The organism is Leisingera sp. S132 (genome assembly GCF_025144465.1).
Taxonomy (GTDB): domain Bacteria; phylum Pseudomonadota; class Alphaproteobacteria; order Rhodobacterales; family Rhodobacteraceae; genus Leisingera.
On sequence record NZ_CP083553.1, the window covers coordinates 197118 to 212656 of the forward strand.

Annotated in this window: 15 protein-coding genes; 8 read left to right on the plus strand and 7 right to left on the minus strand. The window is 66.7% G+C overall.

Annotated features, from left to right (window positions below; genetic code table 11):
- Nucleotides 1–383: 383 nt before the first annotated feature.
- On the minus strand, nt 384–1358 hold the full coding sequence (gene mbfA / locus K3725_RS00960; RefSeq protein ID WP_260017038.1) for an iron exporter MbfA: 975 nt from the start codon (nt 1356–1358) through the stop codon (nt 384–386).
- Nucleotides 1359–1492: 134 nt separating this feature from the next.
- Between mbfA and K3725_RS00965 the strand changes: the two genes are divergently transcribed.
- Nucleotides 1493–2110, plus strand: a complete 618-nt coding sequence (locus tag K3725_RS00965; protein ID WP_260017039.1) for a TetR/AcrR family transcriptional regulator — start codon at nt 1493–1495, stop codon at nt 2108–2110.
- 15 nt (nt 2111–2125) lie between these two features.
- On the opposite strand, the gene K3725_RS00970 is transcribed toward K3725_RS00965, so the two are convergent.
- On the minus strand, nt 2126–2602 hold the full coding sequence (locus K3725_RS00970; protein ID WP_260017040.1) for a cytochrome c: 477 nt from the start codon (nt 2600–2602) through the stop codon (nt 2126–2128).
- A gap of 125 nt (nt 2603–2727) precedes the next feature.
- On the opposite strand from K3725_RS00970, the gene K3725_RS00975 reads away from it, so the two are divergent.
- The 3 genes from K3725_RS00975 (at nt 2728) to K3725_RS00985 (ending at nt 5638) form a co-directional block, all read left to right on the plus strand.
- Nucleotides 2728–4401, plus strand: a complete 1674-nt coding sequence (locus K3725_RS00975) for a DNA polymerase Y family protein (RefSeq protein ID WP_260017041.1) — start codon at nt 2728–2730, stop codon at nt 4399–4401.
- A gap of 87 nt (nt 4402–4488) precedes the next feature.
- A complete protein-coding gene (locus tag K3725_RS00980) occupies nt 4489–5178 on the plus strand; it encodes a helix-turn-helix transcriptional regulator (protein ID WP_260017042.1) in 690 nt (229 codons plus the stop codon).
- Nucleotides 5179–5293: 115 nt separating this feature from the next.
- Nucleotides 5294–5638, plus strand: a complete 345-nt coding sequence (locus tag K3725_RS00985; RefSeq protein WP_039185371.1) for a DUF2794 domain-containing protein — start codon at nt 5294–5296, stop codon at nt 5636–5638.
- 97 nt (nt 5639–5735) lie between these two features.
- Here K3725_RS00985 and K3725_RS00990 read toward each other — a convergent pair whose 3' ends face one another.
- The 3 genes from K3725_RS00990 to K3725_RS01000 all read right to left on the minus strand — a co-directional run bounded on the left by K3725_RS00990 (nt 5736) and on the right by K3725_RS01000 (nt 8392).
- Nucleotides 5736–6560 carry a C40 family peptidase gene (locus K3725_RS00990; RefSeq protein WP_260017043.1) on the minus strand — a complete coding sequence of 275 codons (825 nt, stop codon included), beginning with the start codon at nt 6558–6560 and terminating at the stop codon, nt 5736–5738.
- A 4-nt stretch (nt 6561–6564) separates the two neighbouring features.
- A complete protein-coding gene (locus tag K3725_RS00995; RefSeq protein WP_260017044.1) occupies nt 6565–7947 on the minus strand; it encodes a M17 family metallopeptidase in 1383 nt (460 codons plus the stop codon).
- Between the two features lie 85 nt (nt 7948–8032).
- Nucleotides 8033–8392 carry a hypothetical protein gene (locus tag K3725_RS01000; RefSeq protein WP_260018546.1) on the minus strand — a complete coding sequence of 120 codons (360 nt, stop codon included), beginning with the start codon at nt 8390–8392 and terminating at the stop codon, nt 8033–8035.
- 176 nt (nt 8393–8568) lie between these two features.
- On the opposite strand from K3725_RS01000, the gene K3725_RS01005 reads away from it, so the two are divergent.
- Complete coding sequence (locus K3725_RS01005) at nt 8569–9219, plus strand: carbonic anhydrase (RefSeq protein ID WP_260017045.1); 651 nt, start codon at nt 8569–8571, stop codon at nt 9217–9219.
- A 2-nt stretch (nt 9220–9221) separates the two neighbouring features.
- Here the strand turns inward: K3725_RS01005 and K3725_RS01010 are convergent, their stop codons facing one another.
- Nucleotides 9222–10385, minus strand: coding sequence for a DUF3095 domain-containing protein (locus K3725_RS01010; RefSeq protein ID WP_260017046.1), 1164 nt, complete (start codon nt 10383–10385; stop codon nt 9222–9224).
- A gap of 114 nt (nt 10386–10499) precedes the next feature.
- Between K3725_RS01010 and K3725_RS01015 the strand changes: the two genes are divergently transcribed.
- The 3 genes from K3725_RS01015 (at nt 10500) to K3725_RS01025 (ending at nt 14569) form a co-directional block, all read left to right on the plus strand.
- Nucleotides 10500–11672: an MFS transporter gene (locus tag K3725_RS01015; RefSeq protein WP_260017047.1), complete on the plus strand. Its 1173-nt coding sequence runs from the start codon at nt 10500–10502 to the stop codon at nt 11670–11672.
- Nucleotides 11673–11754: 82 nt separating this feature from the next.
- Nucleotides 11755–12777, plus strand: a complete 1023-nt coding sequence (locus K3725_RS01020; protein ID WP_260017048.1) for an aspartate-semialdehyde dehydrogenase — start codon at nt 11755–11757, stop codon at nt 12775–12777.
- Between the two features lie 154 nt (nt 12778–12931).
- Nucleotides 12932–14569 (plus strand): DUF4139 domain-containing protein, encoded by a 1638-nt coding sequence (locus K3725_RS01025; RefSeq protein ID WP_260017049.1) that lies wholly within the window; start codon nt 12932–12934, stop codon nt 14567–14569.
- 196 nt (nt 14570–14765) lie between these two features.
- Here K3725_RS01025 and K3725_RS01030 read toward each other — a convergent pair whose 3' ends face one another.
- A complete protein-coding gene (locus tag K3725_RS01030) occupies nt 14766–15536 on the minus strand; it encodes an HpcH/HpaI aldolase/citrate lyase family protein (protein WP_260017050.1) in 771 nt (256 codons plus the stop codon).
- Nucleotides 15537–15539: the final 3 nt, after the last annotated feature.

A 15539-nucleotide genomic window follows, 5' to 3' on the forward strand; every position in this document is an offset into this window, starting at 1 on the left:
TTGGTAACAAGAGCTGACCAATTGGCAAAGGCTGTTTTTGGGGCAGGTTATGAACGGGCAGGGGTGTTCTCCCGCCTGCTCATGGGCAGTCCAGAGACTGCCCTTCACAGTTGGGCGCGGCCCTGTGCTGCGCACAGGGCTGGGAGGGGTCACTGCTGAGACGCGTTCTATGGGCAGGTGTGCCCTAAGAGCGCTTGGCCGATTGTGATATCGTTCAAGGCATCCTCAAGGGTAAACCGCGCTGGCGCGCGGCGGCTGTGCCGCCCTTGACCCTGCCTTGGCCAAGCGGAGCAACCCGCAGCGCGTCAGCGCTGCAGGGCCCAACCGGGGAGGGGCAGCCTTTGGCTGCTCCGGCGCGGGCGGGAGGGCTTGCGCTGTTTAGGTCAGCCGCTGCCGATCAGCATGCCGGCACCCAGCACCAGCGCGCCGCCCAGCACCACCTGCATGGTGGCGCGCCAGAAAGGGGTTTCCATGAATTTGTTCTGGATCCAGGCGATCGCCCAGAGCTCCACAAACACGATCAGCAGCGCCAGCGTGGTGGCGGTCCAGAATTCCGGGATCAGATAGGGCAGGGCGTGGCCAAGGCCGCCCACGGTGGTCATGATGCCGGAGGCGAGGCCGCGTTTCAGAGGTGAGCCGCGGCCGGACAGCTGGCCGTCGTCGGAGGCGGCTTCGGTGAAGCCCATCGAGATGCCCGCCCCGACCGAGGCCGCCATGCCGACCAGGAAGGTGGTCCAGGTGTCCTGGGTGGCAAAGGCGGTGGCAAAGATCGGCGCCAGGGTGGAGACCGAGCCGTCCATCAGCCCGGCCAGCCCCGGCTGCACCCAGGTCAGCACGAACTGGCGGTGGGCGGCGCGGTCCTCGTCTGCGCGGGTGCCGGAGTCCAGGTGCGCCTCCTGCAGCTCACCGGCGCGGGCCTGGTGGCCAGCCTCGGCAGCGGCCAGATCACCCAGCAATTTACGGGTGGCGGCATCCTGGGTGCGGGCGGCGGCGGAAGTGTAGAAACGCTCGGCGTCGCGTTCCATCGCGCGGGCCTCGTCGCGGATGCGGTCGAGGCTCAGGTTCTCCATCAGCCAGATGGGGCGGCGGGCATAGTAGCCTGCCACATGCTCACGCCGGATCAGCGGGATCGCCGGGCCGAACCGCGCCTCGTGCAGGGCAATGAGCTGGGCGCGGTGCCCGTCCTCCTCTGCCGCCATGCCGTCGAACATCGCGGCAGAGGCCGGGTATTCGGCGCGCAGCCGTTCGCCATAGCCGCGGTAGATGCGCGCATCGTCCTCCTCGGAGGAGATCGCAAGGGCGAGGACTTCCTGTTCCGATAGCTCCGCAAAATGCTTGCGCTGAGTGAAAAAACGCATCTGCCGCCCCTCAATTTAGAATAGTTCTAAATATAACGGTTCCGCGAGGGAGCGCAAGATGATGCGGGTTCTGCTGTTGCATTGGAGCGGCGCAGGCTACATTAGGGGTACCCTACGCAGCCAACGGAGCCCGCATGAACCAGCAAGCCAGCGTCCTGCGCACCGGCCGCAAATTCGATCAGGTCCTGGACGGCGCGCGCGAGGTGTTCTTGGCGGACGGGTTCGAGGGCGCCAGCGTCGATAAGATCGCCAAGGCGGCGGGGGTCTCCAAGGCGACGCTCTACAGCTATTTCCCCGACAAGCGGGTCTTGTTCATGGAGGTGGTGCGCTCTGCCTGCGTGCAGCAGGCGGATGCCTCGCTGGATCTGGCGCCCGGCAGCTGCGGGCCGCGGGATGTGCTGCGGGCGGCGGCGGAGCGGGTGCACGGGGTGCTGCTGGGCGGTTTCAGCCTGCAGCTGTTCCGCATTTTCGTGGCGGAGGCCGACCGGTTCCCGGAGCTGGGGCCGATGTTCTATGAAAGCGGGCCGATGGTGCTGCACGGCGAGATTCGCGATTATATCGAGGCTGCGGCCGCGCGGGGGGAGCTGAAGATCGAAGACGCTGACCTGGCCGCCGCGCAGTTCATCGAGCTGTGCAAGGCCGATGTGTTCCTGCGCTTTCTGTTCAAGATCGACACCGCGTTCACCGAGGCTGAGCGCGAGCGGGTGATCAGCGGCGCGATTGACACTTTCATGGCGCGGTTCGGGGCTTGATCCGGTCTGTCCCGGTCAATGCGTGGTAAAGCTGTTGGGGGTCCTGCGGTAGGTCTCGTGGCAGCTGAGGCAGCCCTGCATCAGCCCGGGCAGAGTGCGGCGCAGGGCGGGCAGGGAGCGGGTGCTGAGGGCTCTGGCCGCAATTTCGGCTGATTTGGCCCGGGCTTCGAAATCATCCCAGGATGTCCAAATCTGTGGTCGGGCGTGGCTGCGCGGGTCCATCCGGTGTTTGCGGAACTGCTTGCGGATGCCGCTGGTGGATTTGATCAGCTGCCGCCGGGCGGCACGCGCCTTGCCCTGATCGAAGACGGCGCGCCCGGCCATCATGGCAGTGAGCACATCCATGGCGGCCTTTTGCGTGGTCATCAGGGTGATGCGGCGGGTCACATGCTTGCTGACACCGTCACCGGCAGTGACCGGGGCAGAAGGCCCGGCGGCAAGGGCCGCGAGGAGCGCAAGGCAGGCGAGCGGTTTCCATAGGCGCAGGGTCATGGTGCGGTGCCGGGCCGGATTGACCGAATCGAAGGATTGGAACAAAATAAGAACATCTGCACTGAAACTCCTGTAACCTGCCGTCTGCACCTGCCGTCTGCCGGCCCCTGCCGCGTGATCTGCCCATGCCCCATCGCCGCATCCTGTCGCTGTGGTTTCCGCGCCTTGGCGCCGAACGCATTCTGCGGGCGGAGCGCGGCGGCATTGCCGGGCCGCTGGCCGTTGCCGAGGAAGTGTCCAACACCCAGGTTATTTCCGCGTTAAATCTTGCCGCCTCGGCAGAGGGGCTGCAGGCCGGCCAGCCCTTGCGCGATGCCCATGCGATGTGCGCGGGCCTGGTGGTGCGGCCGCGCAACCGCGCGGCGGAGGCGGCGTTTCTGGCTGCACTCAGGCGCTGGGCGGGCAAGTTCAGCCCCTGGGTGGCGGAGGCCGGGGAGGACGGGTTGACCATCGACCTCACCGGCTGCGCGCATCTGTTCGGCAGCGAGGCGGCGCTGATGGAGACAGCGGGGCAGGACTGCGCGGAGATGGGCCTCAGTGTGCGGATGGGGCTGGCGGACACCCTGGGCGCGGCCTGGGCGCTGGCGCGCTATGCCGGCGAGGAGGCGGCGCCGGAGCGGTCGGGTGACGCCATCGACCAGGAGGCGCGCGCGACCCGGGCGCGGGCGCAGAGGCGCCAGAGCGTCAAGCGGCGTCATTGGACCCGGGGCGGGGCGGCGCCGCAGCTGCAGGCGGCGGCGCCGCAGCTGGGAAGGATTGCTGAAGCCGGCCAGGCCTATGGCGCGCTGGCACCGCTGCCGGTGGCGGCGTTGCGGCTGGACGGCGCCACGGTGGCGCAGCTGAACCGGCTGGGGCTGCGGCGGATCGGCGACCTGCTGGGCCAGCCGCGGGCCAGCCTGGCGCGCCGCTTCGGCCAGGGGCTGGTCTTGCGGCTGGACCAGGCGATGGGCAGCGCGCCGGAGCCGGTCTCGCCCGCGCGCAGCCCGGATCATTTTGCGGTGCGGCTGACCCTGCCGGAGCCGATCGGGCTGATGGAGGATCTGCTGGCAGGCATCGACCGGATGCTGCCGCGGCTGTGCGCCCGGCTGGAGGCGCGCGGCAAGGGGGCGCGGGTTTTGCGGCTGGAGGCGCACCGCTGTGATCAGGAAATGGAGGCCGTGACCCTGGGCCTGGCCCGTGCCAGCCGCGATCCCGCCCGCATCCGGCCGCTCTTGGAGATGAAGCTGGAGCAGATCGACGCGGGCTACGGCATCGACATGCTGCGGCTGGAGGTTCTGCAGGCCGAAGCCATTCACGCCCGCACCCCGGCGGGCCATCTGCAGGCAAGTGCCGCGGCGCGGGCGCGGCAGGAGGACGGCACGGCGCTGGAGGATCTGATCGGCCGGCTGGGCGCGCGGCTGGGGATGGAGGCCATCACCCGCTGTCACCCGGCGGAGAGCCATATCCCGGAGAAAACCTTCACCGTGCAGGCGGCGGCCTGGTCGGAGCCTGCCGCCGGGGACTGGCCGCAGCCGCCGCGTCCGCGGCCGCTGCGGCTGTGGCGGCCCGAGCTGGTCCATGCGCCGGATGTGCCGCAGGTGCCGGAGTTGTTCCGCTGGCGGGGCCGGGACTGGGCGCTGGCAGAGGCGGAGGGGCCGGAGCGGATTGCGCCCGAGTGGTGGCTGGAAGACCCCGAGTGGCGCAGCGGGGTGCGCGATTACTGGGTGGTGGTGACGGGCTGCGGGGCGCGGCTGTGGCTGTTCTTTGCCCATGGTGGCGCGCTGTCGCCGGGCTGGTTCTGCCATGGGTCGTTTGCGTGACTGGGCCGGCGGAAACGGAGGGACAGTTCGGTGCGCGGCGAAGGGTTTTGCTTGGGTGTCCCGGCGCAAACCGCATAGGGTAGGGGCATGATCACACCGCGTTTCGATATTCTGGGCCAGGCCATCAGCGACGCCAGCCGCACGCAGATGCTGTGCGAGCTGATGGAAGGGCGCGCCTATACCAACAAGGAGCTGGCGGCGGCTGCGGGGGTGACGCCGCAGACCGCCTCGGCGCATTTGCGGCTGCTGCAGGACGCAGGGCTGGTGGTGGCGGAAAAGCGCGGGCGCTGTGTCTATCACCGGCTGGCAGGCGCAGAGGTGGCCCATGCGCTGGAGCAGCTGGCGGCAATTGCGCCAGCGGACAGCCTGCATCGCGCCCAGCAGCGCAAGGCGGGCGGGCTGGCGCAGCTGCGCAGCTGCTACGACCATCTGGCAGGCCCGCTGGCGGTGGCGATGACCCGCGCCTTTCTGGACCGCGGCATGCTGGTAGAGGAGCAGGGCGCCTTTCGCGCAGTGCCCGCCGCGGAATGGCTGAAACTGGGGGTGGTTCTGCCGGACAAAACAGGCCGCCAGCCCTTTGCGCGGCCCTGCCTGGACTGGACAGAACGCAAGCTGCATGTGGCCGGCCCTATGGGGCGGCAGATTCTGGAGCACGCCTTGGACAGCGGCTGGGTCAAGCGGCACCGGCACAAGCGCGGGCTGCTGCTGACCGCGCCCGGACGGATGGCGCTGGAGCAGATCCTGGGGGTGCAGTGCGGCGCGCTGGCGGCGGCCTGAGCGGGGAGAAAGCCGGGCAAAACGGGGTATTTGAACCTGTGCGCATCCTGCACCATACGAAAATTCGAAGGCGATAAACCTTGATTTGCCGCAGGAATGGGGCAACCTTTATCTTATGAGCTTTGATCAGGTGCAGCCTTTTCCCGGATCTCCCATACCTCAGCAAGTCGCCTTTGACCGCCGGGAACTGTCGGTCATTATGACATTGTACGGCCGCATGGTCGCAGCGGGAGAGTGGCGCGATTACGGGATTTCCTCCTTGCGTGATCTGGCAGTCTTCTCCGTTTTCCGGCGCACGGCAGAGCATCCGCTCTACCGGATTGAAAAGCGCCCCAAGCTGCGGCAGCGGCAGGGGCAGTATTCGGTGGTCGGCATGGACGGGCATATCCTGAAGCGCGGGGCGGATCTGAAGACCGTGCTGAGGGTGCTGGAGCGCAAGCTGATCCGCTCCGTGGAGTAGCCGCAAGGCTTGCGGCGGAGCGGGACCGGAATTTTCAAAAAATTCCGGCCAAAAATCTTTGTAAGATTTTTTTGCGGACCGTGGCAGGCGCCGGTGCCTACGCCAGCCGTTTGTGTGCGGTGACCGGGCCGTCGCCCTGGGCCTTGATCCGTTCGATTGCCGCGGCGATGGGTTCAATGGCAACGGCCATATCGTGGGCGTTGGCGTGGATCAGGGTTTCGGCGTCCCGCACCATCGCAACATGGCCCTTCCAGAATAAAAGGTCACCGCGCCGGTAGTCTGCGGCGGGGGCGGGCTCGCCCAGTTCCGCCTCCTGCATATCGCTGTCGCCGGGGCAAGCTGTGCCGCAGGCCAGCAGCGCGGCCTGCACCAGACCGGAGCAGTCGATGCCAAAGCGGCTGTTGCCGCCCCAGAGGTAGGGCGTGCCGAGGAATAGTTCCGCGACTGCTGCCGGGTCCTCCGCGTGGGCGCCCAAGGGGGACAGGTGGCAGGCCGGAATGAAGCCGAGATTGGTCTCCGCGAACCGGCCCTCACCGCCAAGAACCTGCACCCGGCTGCCATGGCTGAGCGCATGGGTTTCCGGTGATTTGAAATCATCCGCGGAATAGGCGTGGGTGGCCGGGGCGCTGATCCAATGCGTGGCCTCGAAGGGTACGGCCAGCGCGGCGCTGGGGACATAGCCCACGTAGGAATCCTTGGCCGCCTGCACAAAGGCCCAGCCGCCCTGGTCCTCGTAGACCGTGACCGGCTCGCCATAGACCAGCTGGCGGTCGCGGGCGCCGTCCGGCGCGCGCAGGAGGTCCGCGACGGGGACGCCGATGCGGGCAGCGGTGCCGTCCACCCGCATCAGCCCTTCGGGCGCGTCCTGCAGATGGGCAGCAGCGATCCGGTCATTTGCCGGCGTGCGGCGGCGGTCAGCCATGGGATCAGAGCTCCAGCATGTCCGGCAGCGCGGCAAACAGCGCGCGGGCGCCCTGCAGGGCGCCGCCCTTGGGGCGGCCCGGCGCGTCGCCCGGGGTCCAGCCGTAGATGTCGAAATGCATGTAGCGGGTGTCCCCGGCAAAGCGGCGCAGGAACAGGGCGGCGGTGATCGAGCCTGCGAACCCGCCGGAGGGGGCGTTGTCCAGATCGGCAATACCCGGTTCGATCATGCTCTCGTAAGGTTCATGGAAGGGCATCCGCCAGACCGGGTCAGCGGTGCGGGCCGCACTGACGGCAAGCGCTGCGGCATCGCCGTCGTGACCGGTATAAAAAGGCGACAGATCCGGGCCGACGGCAACGCGGGCCGCGCCGGTCAGAGTGGCCATGGAGACCAGCAGGTCCGGCGCGTCTTCTGCCGCCAAGGCCAGGGCGTCGGCCAGCACCAGGCGGCCCTCGGCGTCGGTGTTGTTGTTCTCCACCGTCAGCCCTTTGCGCGACATCAGCACGTCGCCGGGGCGGAAGGCGGCGCCGGAGACCGAGTTTTCCACCGCCGGGATCAGCACCCGCAGCTGCAAGTTCAGCCCGGCATCCATGATCATGCGGGCCAGGCCCAGCACGTTGGCCGCGCCGCCCATGTCCTTTTTCATCAGCGCCATGCTGTTTCCGGGCTTGAGGTTCAGCCCGCCGGTGTCGAAACAGACGCCCTTGCCCACAAGGGTCAGCTTGGGGCCGGTGCTGCCCCAGCGCAGGTCGATGAGCCGCGGCGCGCGGACCGACGCGCGGCCGACGGTGTGGATCAGCGGGAAGTTCTGTTCCAGCAGGTCCTCGCCCAGAACAACGGAGGCCTCGGCACCGAACTCCTGCGCCAGGGCCTCGGCTGCGGCCTGAAGCTCTGCCGGGCCCATGTCGGAGGCGGGGGTGTTGATCAGGTCGCGGGTCAGGCATTCGGCGGCGGCCAGCGATTGAACGGCAGCGGCATCCACGGCCTCGGGCGCCTGCAGGGCAGCGGTTTCACCCTTGGCAACCTTGTAACGGTTGAAGCGGTAGGCGGTGAGCAGCCAGCCAAGGGCCTCGCTGGCGGCATCTTCCGCGGGCAGGCCGGAGGCGATGCGGTAGGTGCCCGCGGGCAATTTCTGCGCCGCCTCGGCCAGCACGAAGCGGCGGCGCGCGCGCTGGGCGGCGCTGCCGTAGCCTGCCAGGGCCATTTCAATCCGGCCTTCGGCATCCGGCACCGTCAGCGCCTGGCCGCAGGCGCCGGTGAAACCCTGCGCCGATACCCAGGCCTGAACGCGCGGCGGCTGGCCCGGCAGCCAGCTGTTCAATTCATCGCTTGCAATCACGTGCACAGGGCAGGCGTCCGGGCCGGGTGCGGCAAAGACTGGCGGCATGGAAAAAACTCCGGTTGCAATCACTTCTGATGCGCCAGAGTAGCCGCCGCGGCGCGGCCTGCAAGCCCTGCGGGCTGCACAAATGTCAGATCGTCATGTCCTGCTGGTCCCAAACCGCCGTCAGCGAGCGTTCACCCACCCGCATCAGCCGGAACAGGATGGCGGCCACGGCCGGCGCGTCCTCGGAATCAATTGCGACGGTCACGTCCTTGGCAATGTTTGCCAGCGCGGTCATGCCGATCTGTTCGGCCATGGCAATCAGCGACCGGGCGCTCTTGCGCAGGTTCATCATATCGTTCTGCCGCCACAGACGCTCGCAATGCGTCAGGCGGACCGCCATTTCCTCAATCGCGCGGCACACGACGTCCTCAGCACCGGCTTCGCCGAGCTGTTCGTAGAGTTCGGAAAGTTTGTCAGGATCCAAGCGCACGGTCTCGGAGTGCATCACTGTCAGTATATTGGCCACCACATTCACCCAATTCTTTGTACCCCCACGGCACGTCTGCCAATTTGGAAGCCATAAGTTTTCAAAAGGTTTCCGCGGGCGGATCAAATCCCTCGAATTTTGAGACAATGCAGGCTAATACGGCCGGCAACGCGAAACGAACCGAGGATTCGACAATGGAATTTGCCAAGCCTCTCCCGAGCTATCTGGTGACCCGTTATCACGGCTGGAAGGCCACTTCTTACGAGGAAAACCAGGGCTGGTACCGCCGTCTGGCAACCGAAGGCCAGCGGCCGCGGGCGATGGTGATTTCCTGCTGCGACAGCCGGGTGCATGTGACGTCGATCTTCGGCGCCGACCAGGGCGAGTTCTTCATTCACCGCAATATCGCCAACCTGGTGCCGCCCTTTGCGCCCGATGGCGACCACCACGGCACCTCGGCGGCGGTGGAATATGCGGTCACCGCGCTGAAGGTCTCGCATCTGATCGTGCTGGGCCATTCGCAGTGCGGCGGCGTGCAGGGCTGCATCGACATGTGCAAGGGCAATGCGCCGCAGCTGGAGGAGAAGACCAGCTTTGTCGGGCGCTGGATGGACATCCTGAAGCCCAAGTTCGAAGGGGTTGAGGGCATCCAGGATCCGGTTGAACAGGCACGCCAGTTCGAGCGTCAGGCGGTTGTCGCCTCGCTGGAGAACCTGATGACCTTCCCGTTCATCGAATCGGCGGTGAAAGCGGGCGAGCTGAGCCTGCACGGGCTGTGGACCGACATCGGCGAGGGCGGGCTGGAATGCTATGACCCCAAGGCGGGCACTTTCGCCCCGGTCTGAAGTCAGGCCGTTATCCTGCCGGACCCGAATGCAGCCGCCAGATTGGCGGCTGCTTGCGTATAGCCCCCTGCGGCGCCGTCAACGAAGTGGATGTGGCCGTCCTCTACCGGCGAGGGCACGATGCAGGTGACCATGGCGGCGTCCTGTTCGTGCAGGCCGAAGCGGACAAGGCCCGCGTCCGCCGCCTGCTGCAGATGCTCGCGGATGCGGCGGCTGATCCCGGGCGTGCAGTCCAGCGTCATCTTCAGCCCGTCGTCGAATTTGCGGAAATCGGAATGCGCCCGCAGCATTGACAGGTAGTGCACGGGATCGAAGCCGCCCACCGGGCGCCGGGTCACAAAGATCAGCCCGGCCAGAGCGCTGTGAAAGAACAGGTGCAACTGCCGCAGGAGGACCGGCAGCCGCCCGTGCGAGGCCTTGGCCTCAAGCGTCAGCCCGGCGGGCGGGAACTGCAGTTTGGGGCCGGTTTCGGGAACCGGGTGGCCGTTGTCCTCCAGCTCGGCGGCCAGATCCAGCACCTCGGCGGCAAGGCGGGAAAAATCCTGCGGGCTGGCGCCGGGGGCGGGCTGTGCGACCACCGACAGGATGACGCCGTGGCGGGCGGGGGTGTTGCTCCAGCGGCAGGAGAGGCCTGCGAGGTCGGGCGGATCTGCCTGCGGGTCAGGGGCCACCGCAAAGGCGCCGGCCTTCATCTGCGCCTCCGCCCAGGCCAGGCCGCCGCCGTTGAACATGGCGAAATCGGCGTGGTCCGACACCGCGTAGCGGGCAACCTGCACCTCCAGCCCCTCGTCCCGGATTGCAGAGACCGGCAGAACCGCAGCGCGCAGGGAGATGCCGTATTCATCTTCGGTCCAGCTGCGCAAGGCGCCGAGCACGCGCTGCGCCGTGGCCTGGTGGCTGGGCGGCACCGCAAAGGAGGCGCCGTCGCCGCCGAAAACATAGGGAAAGGCCTCGCCTTCCAGCGCGTTGCGCATTGCGGCGATCACCGCGGCGCCGACCATGTTCACGGTCTTGTAGCGGCCCGCCTTCACCAGGCCGGTGGAATTCACGATATCAGTGCAGCAGAGCAGCCAGCCGCCGGGCAGCGGCGCAAAGACCGACGGGTCGGAGAGAGCATTGAAATCGCGGACCTTGGGAAGGCTGGCATAGAACGAATCCGGTGTCATGTCTTTCAGCCCCCTGACGCGCTCCCGCGGCCTGCCGTCTCCTTCTAAACAAATTGTGCGGCGGCGCCAAACATGCAAGCTGTGCGTCAGTAACAAAAATGCAGGGGGCAGAACATGCAGGCGGGATTGATCTTATTGTGCCTGGCCTATGTGCTGAGCCAGTTCTTCCGCGCCTTTCTGGCGGTATTGTCCGGGGTGCTGGGTCAGGATATCGGCGCGGCGCCGGATGATCTGGCCTTTGCCTCCAGCCTGTGGTTCCTGTCGTTTGCCGCCATGCAGCTGCCGGTGGGCTGGGCGCTGGACCATGTGGGTCCCCGCAGGACGGCGTCGCTGCTGCTGCTGTTGGGCGGCGGCGGCGGTGCAGCGCTGTTTGCGGCGGCCACGGTTCCCTGGCATGTGGGCGCGGCGATGTTCCTGATCGGGATCGGCTGCTCGCCGGTGCTGATGGCGTCCTACTACATCTTTGCCCGCCAGTATTCGCCCGCGCGCTTTGCAACGCTGGCGGCGGTGATGCTGGGGGTGGGGTCCGCGGGCAATCTGGTGGCGTCCTACCCGACGGCGCTGGCGGTGGATCTGCTCGGCTGGCGCGGCACGCTGGCCGGGCTGGCGGCGGTGTCGGTTGCGGTGGCGGCGGGGATTTTCCTGACCGTGAGCGATCCGGACAAGCCGGAAGGGGAACACAAGGGATCGGTGCTGGACCTGCTGAAGATGCCGGTAATGTGGGCAATCTTTCCGTTGATGCTGGTGGCCTATGCGCCGTCCGGCGCGCTCAGGGGGCTGTGGATCGGGCCTTACTTAAGCGATGTTTACGGGCTCAGCACCCAGGCCGTCGGGCTGGCGACGCTGGTGATGGGGGCGGCGATGATCGCGGGCACCTTTGCCTACGGGCCGCTGGACCGGGTGCTGGGCACCCGCAAATGGCTGATCCTGGGCGGCAACCTGCTGGGCTGCGCGGCCCTGGGCGGGCTGATCCTGGCCACAGGCGGCCCTGTCTGGATGCCGGTGGCGATGATGGCAGCCGTTGGCTTCTTCGGCGCGTCCTTCCCGGTGATCATGGCGCATGGCCGTGCCTTTGTGCCGCCGCATCTGGCCGGGCGGGGGGTGACGCTGCTCAACCTCTTTGGCATCGGCGGGGTGGGAATCATGCAGTTTGCCACCGGCCGCATTCACGCGGAAATGGCCGGTGCGGACCTTTCCTTGCCCTACACCGGCATTTTCAGCTTCTTTTTGGTGCTTCTGGGGCTCGGCTGCGCAATTTATCTGTTCAGCCGCGACAGCATGGACTGATCAGGGACTTTAAACTTGGCCGCGGAACCATTATCACTCCCGCGCCGGCCATGGGGCCGGGCAATACTGGAGAAACAGACAAATGGGTTACCGCATCGTCGTCGTTGGCGCCACTGGCAACGTGGGCCGCGAAATGCTGAACATCCTGGCCGAGCGCCAGTTTCCTGTGGATGAGATCGCTGCACTGGCAAGCCGCCGGTCTCTCGGCACTGAAGTCAGCTTTGGCGATAAGACACTCACTACCAAGGACCTGGACACCTTCGATTTCACCGGCTGGGACATGGCGCTGTTTGCCGTCGGATCCGAGGCGACCAAAGTCTATGCCCCCAAGGCTGCGGCCGCGGGCTGTGTGGTGATCGATAACTCCTCGCTCTACCGTTATGACCCGGAGATCCCGCTGATCGTGCCGGAGTGCAACCCGGAAGCGATCCACGGCTACAAGAACAAGAACATCATCGCCAACCCCAACTGCTCCACCGCGCAGATGGTGGTGGCGCTGAAGCCGCTGCATAACCGTGCCAAGATCAAGCGCGTCGTGGTCTCCACCTACCAGTCGGTGTCCGGTGCGGGCAAGGACGGCATGGATGAGCTGTGGGAGCAGACCAAGGCGGTCTACAACCCCACCACCGATGTGCCGCCGAACAAGTTCCAGAAGCAGATCGCCTTCAACGTGATTCCGCAGATCGACGTCTTCATGGAAGACGGTTCGACCAAGGAAGAATGGAAGATGGTCGTGGAAACCAAGAAGATCGTTGACCCGAAGATCAAGGTCACTGCCACCTGCGTCCGCGTGCCGGTTTTCGTCGGCCATTCCGAGGCCGTGAACATCGAGTTCGAAGAGTTCCTGGACGAGGACGAGGCCCGTGACATCCTGCGCGAGGCACCGGGCATCATGGTGATCGACAAGCGTGAGCCGGGCGGCTACGTCTCGCCGGTGGAATGCGCGGGCGATTTTGCCACCTTCATCAGCCGCATCCGCCAGGATTCGACCATCGAGAACGGCCTGAACCTGTGGTGCGTCAGCGACAACCTGCGCAAGGGCGCGGCGTTGAACGCTGTGCAGATCGCCGAACTGCTGGGCCGTGAGGTCCTGAAAAAGGGCTGAGGTTTTTCGCTGCTTTGAGCAGGGGGCCGCTTCGCAAGGAGCGGCCCTTTTCTTTTGCGTGGCGTCCGGCCAGGGCCGGGGCTAGGCTTGGCGCCAGGCGGGCAGATTTGCGCCGCGGATATTTGTTCGAGAGATGCCAATGCGATTTTCCTTGATGGCTTTTGCTTTTTCTTCAATTGCCGCAGCGGCGGCTGCGGACACCATCCCTGTCAGCAGCACGGTGTCGGAAGTGACGCTGTACCCCGGTCTGGCGGAAGTCACCCGCAGCGCGGCGCTGACACTGCCGGAGGGGCGCCACCGGCTGATCCTGCAGAACGTGCCAAGAACGGCTGCGCTGGAGACCCTGCAGGTGGAGATCGCCGGCGCCCGCCGGGTGGCCACCCTGCTGCGCGAGAATTACGTGCCGCCGCGCGATGCGGATGACCCCGAGGTGGAAGCCGCCGAAGCCCGCGTGCGCGAGGTTGAGGCGCGGATTGCCGCGGTCCGGGACGAGGCCGCGCGGGCGCGGTCCGGGGTGCGGGCGGCGGAGGCCTCAATCACGTTCCTGCAGCAGCTGGGTGCAAACGAAGGGCTGGCTCAGGCGGATGCGGCTGCGCTGAGCGAAATTTCCCGGATGATCTCCGCCGAAGCCGCGGGCGCCAGCCAGTCGGCGGTGGCGGCAGAGGCTGAGGCGCGCCGGATCGAACTGCAGCTGGCGGACCTGGAGGAGGAGCTGGCAGCGGCGCAGGCAGCGCTGGCGGCACTCACGCTGGAGGATGACGACCGGCTGTACATCGCGGTGGACATCGAGGCGGAGCAGGCGGGCGAGGGTGCCATCAAGGTGAGCTACTACACCGCGGGCGCAGGCAATATCGGCTGGCAGCCGTCTTATGAGATGCACCTGAATACCGTGACGGAGCAGCAGGTGATCCTGAAGCGGGCGGTGACGCTGGTGCAGGACACTGGCGAGAACTGGCAGGATGTGGCGCTGACCCTGTCGACGGCGGTGCCCGGTGAGCAGGGCAGCCCTTCTGCGCTGCACCCCTGGCTGCGCCGGATCGAGGAGCCGCAGCCGCCGCGGGCGCTGAAATCCTACAGCCAGGATGTGGCGGAACTGTCCGCACTGGCGGAGCCGGTGCTCGAGCCGCCTGTGATCATTGAAGAAGCTCAGGGCGGCTGGGGTGCGGATCTGGGCGGTGCGGCTGCGACCTACCGCTTCGGGCTGCCGGTCTCGATTGCCTCCGGCGCCGATCTGCTGCGGTTGGAGATGGACAGCCTGACGGCGGAGGCAGAGGTGCAGGCGGTGGCGGTGCCGTCGCGGGATGAGACTGCCTACCGTGTGGCGACGTTCACCAACAGCTTTGGCGAGCAGCTTCTGGCCTCGCACGAGGTGCCGCGGTTTGTTGATGGCAAGCTGGTGACGGTGGAGCCTTTCGCCGGGCTGGCGCCGGGGGCGGAGCTGGACGCCGGTTTCGGCCCTATCGAAGGGCTGCAGCTGCGCCGCGATGTGCTGGGGCAGAGCGAAGGGGAGCAGGGGCTTATCTCGCGCAGCAACGCGCAAGTGCAGAAGGTGGAGATCACGGTGGAGAACCTGACAGCGCAGGACTGGAATGTGCGGGTTCTGGACCAGGTGCCTTATTCGCAGCAGGACGATCTGGAAATCGAGTGGAGTGCAAAGCCCCAGCCCGCGGAGGAAAACGTGGAGAAGCAGCGCGGCATTCTGGCCTGGGACCTGGAGCTGGATGCTGGCGGGAGTAAGACCATTCAGCTGGACACCACGCTCAGCTGGCCCGAAGGTATGGCGCTGCGCTGACGCTGGTTGAAACCGGGTGCGGTACTGGCGGCAGGGGGAGTTCCCGCCCGTCGTCAGGTATTGAAAATACCTTCCTCCCGTTGGGCATGGCACCGCGCCATGCGCGGTGCCATGCCCAAGGCTGCTGCCGTTGTTCTGGCTTTGCCAGGACAGCGGGCAGGCGCGGGAGGGCTTCCTTCGCGAGTGGAAAGGCCGGCTATTCAGCCTTCCACCTGGCGGCCAGGTCGCGGGCATTGCGGGCCAGCACCATGACGTCGATGCCGACCGCCAGAAACTGCGCGCCCATATCCGCATAGGCCTGGGTGGCCTCATCCGTGGTGCCAAGGATGCCGGGGGCGATCCCTGCCGCCTTGATGCGGGTGATGGCATCAGCAATGGCTGCGCGCACTTCCGGGTGGGCGGAGTCGCCCTGATGGCCCATGTCGGTGGACAGATCTGCCGGGCCGATGAAGACGCCGTCGATGCCCTCGACCTGCAGAATGTCGTCCAGCGCGGCCATGCCGGCGCGGTTTTCCACCTGCACCAGCAGGCAGATCTCCTGATCGGCGGTCTGGATGTATTCGCTGACAGAGCCGAACATGGTGGCGCGTGCCGCCGTGGCGCCGACGCCGCGCAGGCCCTTGGGCGGGTAGTGGCAGGCGCGGACCAGCTCGCGGGCCTGTTCGGCGCTTTCGACAATCGGCACCAGCACTGTCTGGGCGCCGGCATCCAGCACCTGCTTGATCATCCAGGTTTCCCCCGCTGGCACCCGCACCACCGGGTGGCTGGGCGAGGCCGCCAGCGCGATCAGCTGGTCACGGATCGAGCGGATGTCGTTGGGCGCGTGTTCGCCGTCGATCACCAGCCAGTCGAAACCGCAGGAGCCCATGATCTCGGCAATCTGGCCGTCGGCAAAGCTCATCCAGCAGCCGATCTGGCGTTTGCCCTGTGTTAGAGCCTGTTTGAAGCTATTCTTGGGCGCGGGCATGGG